This window comes from bacterium, from assembly GCA_035703895.1.
Taxonomy (GTDB): Bacteria; Sysuimicrobiota; Sysuimicrobiia; order Sysuimicrobiales; family Segetimicrobiaceae; genus Segetimicrobium.
Window position 1 is genome coordinate 1 of record DASSXJ010000331.1, and the last position, 3,894, is coordinate 3,894.

Genomic DNA, 3,894 nt, shown 5'->3' on the forward strand with positions numbered 1-3,894 from the left:
TAGACGGTCCGTTCATCGGCGCCGGCCGCGATTCCGTGGGGATGCCTGCCGACGGCTACAGTCCCGCTGATGATGTTTCGGAGCGGGTCAAGGATCTCCAATTCATTCCGCGACTGGCTGACCACGAGTGGGCCGTACGCGGAAGCGGTGAATATGAGGCCGTGAGGCGCGGCGCCGGCCGGTACCGAGGCGACGACCTTATTGCGCCCCGGGTCGAGCACGTGCACGGTGTCGACGCCGTCGACCGTGAAGTAGAGGCGCTTCCCATCGGGGCTGAAAGCGAGCGCCCCTGGAGCGTGACTCAGCGGGATCGTTCCAATCTTGGCGGATCTGGTGAGGTCGAGGACCGCCAAGGCGGGATCGTCCGGTGATGTCGAGCCGACATAGGCGATGCGGCCATCTGGGCTAATCGCGCTCCTGTCTGGCCTGGGGACGGACACCCGACCGGTGATCCGGTCGGTGGTGGTATCGATGGTCACCACTTCGTTCGCACCCCAGACGGACACGAGCAGTCGCCGCCCGTCGGGCGAAACCGATAGCCCATATGGATACAGGCCCACCTCGATCTGTGCAAGGAGCCCGTCGGTTGCCGTGTCGAGGACGGTCACTGTTGAGAGCTGGTCGCTGCCCACGTAGACTTTGCGCCCGTCGGGCGTCATCGCCAGGCCATGCGGGCCCAATGGAACAGTGACAAAACGCATTATCCGGTTCGCGGTGGTATCGAGTACGGCGAGGGCGCTTTCATCATGGAGCGCGACGTACGCCTTTGGCGCACCGTCTTGGGCCGCCGGCGCGGGCTGTCCAGCCGGCACCCAGGCCACTAGGAAGAGCAGGGCGGGGATGAGCCTCGCGAGCACAGCCGCGGGCCGACGAACACTCGTGTGCTTGCCGTGGACGTTCATGACAACCAATCTCCTCCTTTGAGTACGAAACCACCGCGTCGTCGGGGAGGCGCACAACCATGGTCGCCCTCCGGTGTTCAGCACAGGCGGTTTCGACGTGTCGGTCACTGGCTAATACACTCGGGCTCGATTACCAGATGTTTTCACCCGAGTGGGCGATGAGCCATGGAATCGTCGGCGAGAGCACAAGGTGGAGGCCTTGTTCTGCGAGGGACGTGCGAGTGACGAAGAGGAGCGTAGAGACCGATTGACGAGTTTCTGCCACGATTCGGCGTTGGGCTACGTCGAACACCTGCACCACCACGGACACGTCGGCCATCGGCGGGCCGCCATCGTGGGATCCTCCGGTTTCGACGTTCAACATGGTGATCCACCCGACGACAAGCTGGTCGGCTCCTATCGTGTGCGCAAGGGCCTCGAGGCGTCCGAATCGCAACACATCATCGATCCGCCATCCGCTCGACACTTCCGCTTGTCGCACCACTCCGCGAGGAATCACTGCCACCCGGTCCCCGCTCGCACGGGTCAGCAGATCACTGAGGTCGTCGGCTGCGAACCGCTCAGGGAAGCTGCCCTCGAACGACCCTAACGGAGTGACGGCGTAGAAGTCCACAACTCCCAGCGTCCTCACGCTTGATGAGGCTGTACCCACTGGCGCGTAGAGCCCTGCGACCATAAAAAGAACCGCGAGACCGAGAAGCATTCTGCCGCCGCGCATGAAACGGTTTCGTCTGTCCACTGCACTCCCTCCGACCTCCCGCAAGAAACCGTGCTGTGGGAATGAGTCTGCAGGAGGTACACGAGTCTCGCCTGATCGGATGCTCATGGGGCCGAGGGGTGACCACATTGTGACGCCGGGGCTCAGCGCAAGCAGTGAGGGGAGCGGTTGCGGGATGGTGGTCGGGAGCCCGCTGAGGAGGCAGGGGCCCCGCCGCAGCGCAATCCGGCGCGCCCAGTCCGGTGTATAAAGATGTAGATCGGGGACGGAGGGGACGATCACCTGCGTCGTGACGCCCGGGATTGGAGTTGTTGATACATGCGGCCGGTCATGAAGGGGGCTGGGCTTGTGGGCGTCGCCATCTTCCTGACCGCCGTTGTCGCGGGGGCACCTCGCGTCACCGCGGCTCCGACGCCCGGGCCAACCAACTGGGCCGTCCTCATCGAGTACAACTCGTATCCCGACCAATACCCCAATCTCCCCGTTGGCTACATCAACTCCACGCGAATCCTCACCGCCCTGGCCCGCCGGGGATGGCCGTCGGATCACATCCTCCTCCTTCGTGACAACCGGGATCCTGCCTTGCTGCGCTATGCGACCGGCTGGTTGGCGGCACGAGTTCGGCCGGGGGAAGGCGCGCTGCTCTACGTCGCGGGCGAGTACCAGTTCTTCGACAGGGATCTGAAGTGGAACACGACGTTCCCGGCGCTCTGGCAACGAGTCCAGACGCCTCATCGGGTGCTGATCGTCGAGGCCTGCTTCGCCGAACGGATGACCGCGGCGGTCACGGGGATCCCGGGGATCGGACTCCCGGCCGTCGGCCGCGATGAGTTAGACTGGTGGGGGTTCCGCGAAACCGACCGCCTGATCCGCGGCGGGACCTTCACGTACTTCCTCGCTCGCGCGCTCGAATCGCAACCTGCTGACACGCCGTTGGACTTCACGGGGGCGTTTGTTACGGCGGTGACGGACGCTCAGAAGTATTTTCGCACCGTCATCGCGACGACCCCGAGAGCCCTAGAGTCCTTCCACGCGAGCGGGAGCTTTCCAGAACACCTGACCACGTTCCCCAATCCTCACCTGGTCCGGGAGACCGGCGACCCCGAGGCATCTGAGAAAGCCACGAGCAATCCGTAACTTTCGATCAATCGCCAACCCAGACAAGAATCGAAGCGGAACAAGTCGCGCACATTGTTCGACTCGATCCTCTCCCCCTGGCACATTTTACGAATCTGTGACGCCCCTTCCCGCATCTTTCGCAATCTGTATTGCAACGGCGCGTGTATTACTCAGTGAACGATCGCACAGAGCGATCGAAATCGATCAAAGGGGAGTGAGAACGATGAAGAAGATGCTGGCAATGCTCATCCTGGGGGCGACCATGGCCCTACCCGCTGCCGCGTTTGCCGCCGAGGCCGGGACGGATAACCACCCCGATTACCGGATGCCGTTCCAGGCTCCGACTGTCTACACGCAATACGGTTCGCAGAACGGTTCGACGGACGAGGGTACGGTGGCGGGGCCCGGCCTGCAGCGCCCGAGCCCGATCAACTGGATCCACGGCGACCGTGACTGAGACCGCAGCCGCGGTACGACATGATGGGTCAGTAGGCACACGCGAGGCGCGCCGCCGGCCGGCATATGCCGCCGGCCGGTGCGCCTCCGCTGCCGGAAGGAAGCGCAGGATCGGTAAATAAGGGTGGTGATTGAATTGGACCTCGCACTTCTCTTTCTGCGACTCACCGTCGGCGTGCTGCTCGCGGGTCATGGGGCCCAGAAGCTCTTCGGTTGGTTTGGGGGACAAGGACTTCGCGGGACGGCTGGCTGGCTCGCCTCTATGGGATTCCGACCGGCCGGGTTCTGGGCGCTGCTCGCCGGACTCATGGAATTCGTGGGAGGGTTGCTGTTTGCCCTGGGACTCTTTTGCCCCGTCGGGTCGCTCGCAATCGGCGCGTCAATGGTCACCGCAATCGCTAAGGTCCACTGGCCGAAGGTTTGGGCGGTCGACGGGGGGTTTGAACTTCCATTCAAGAACCTGATGGTGGTGGTGGCGGTGGCCATCACCGGTCCCGGGGCGATCTCGCTGGATAGAATCTGGGGCACCGCCCTCCCGCCCGAGGTGTTATGGTCCGGAATCGCGGTGGTCATCAGTGGTTGCTACTACGCGTTGATCAGCTCGACGCTCGCAGCGGCAAGCGCTTCAGCAGAACCGATAGCGGTGAAATGAGGATGTGCACCCGGAGACACGGGCGAATAACGACCCGCGATCGAACG

At 63.5% G+C, this 3,894-nt stretch carries 5 protein-coding genes; 3 read left to right on the forward strand and 2 right to left on the reverse strand.

Features of this window, described 5'->3' with window-relative positions; all coding sequences use genetic code 11:
• Both VFP86_21810 and VFP86_21815 read right to left on the reverse strand, forming a co-directional pair.
• Positions 1-902, reverse strand: a 902-nt coding sequence (locus VFP86_21810) for a YncE family protein (GenBank protein HET9002286.1), incomplete at its 3' end; no start/stop codon positions are given.
• A gap of 130 nt (positions 903-1,032) precedes the next feature.
• Positions 1,033-1,533, reverse strand: coding sequence for a hypothetical protein (locus VFP86_21815; protein ID HET9002287.1), 501 nt, complete (start codon positions 1,531-1,533; stop codon positions 1,033-1,035).
• A gap of 417 nt (positions 1,534-1,950) precedes the next feature.
• Between VFP86_21815 and VFP86_21820 the strand changes: the two genes are divergently transcribed.
• From VFP86_21820 to VFP86_21830, 3 genes are all read left to right on the forward strand, one after another.
• On the forward strand, positions 1,951-2,757 hold the full coding sequence (locus VFP86_21820) for a hypothetical protein (GenBank protein ID HET9002288.1): 807 nt from the start codon (positions 1,951-1,953) through the stop codon (positions 2,755-2,757).
• A gap of 205 nt (positions 2,758-2,962) precedes the next feature.
• Complete coding sequence (locus VFP86_21825; protein ID HET9002289.1) at positions 2,963-3,196, forward strand: hypothetical protein; 234 nt, start codon at positions 2,963-2,965, stop codon at positions 3,194-3,196.
• 126 nt (positions 3,197-3,322) lie between these two features.
• Complete coding sequence (locus VFP86_21830; GenBank protein ID HET9002290.1) at positions 3,323-3,847, forward strand: DoxX family protein; 525 nt, start codon at positions 3,323-3,325, stop codon at positions 3,845-3,847.
• Positions 3,848-3,894 lie beyond the last annotated feature (47 nt).

Excerpts from the sequence above, each read along its gene's own strand:
- VFP86_21820 (HET9002288.1), top strand. The coding sequence starts at position 1,951 with ATGAAGGGGGCTGGGCTTGTGGGCGTCGCCATCTTCCTGACCGCCGTT.
- VFP86_21825 (HET9002289.1), top strand. The coding sequence starts at position 2,963 with ATGAAGAAGATGCTGGCAATGCTCATCCTGGGGGCGACCATGGCCCTA.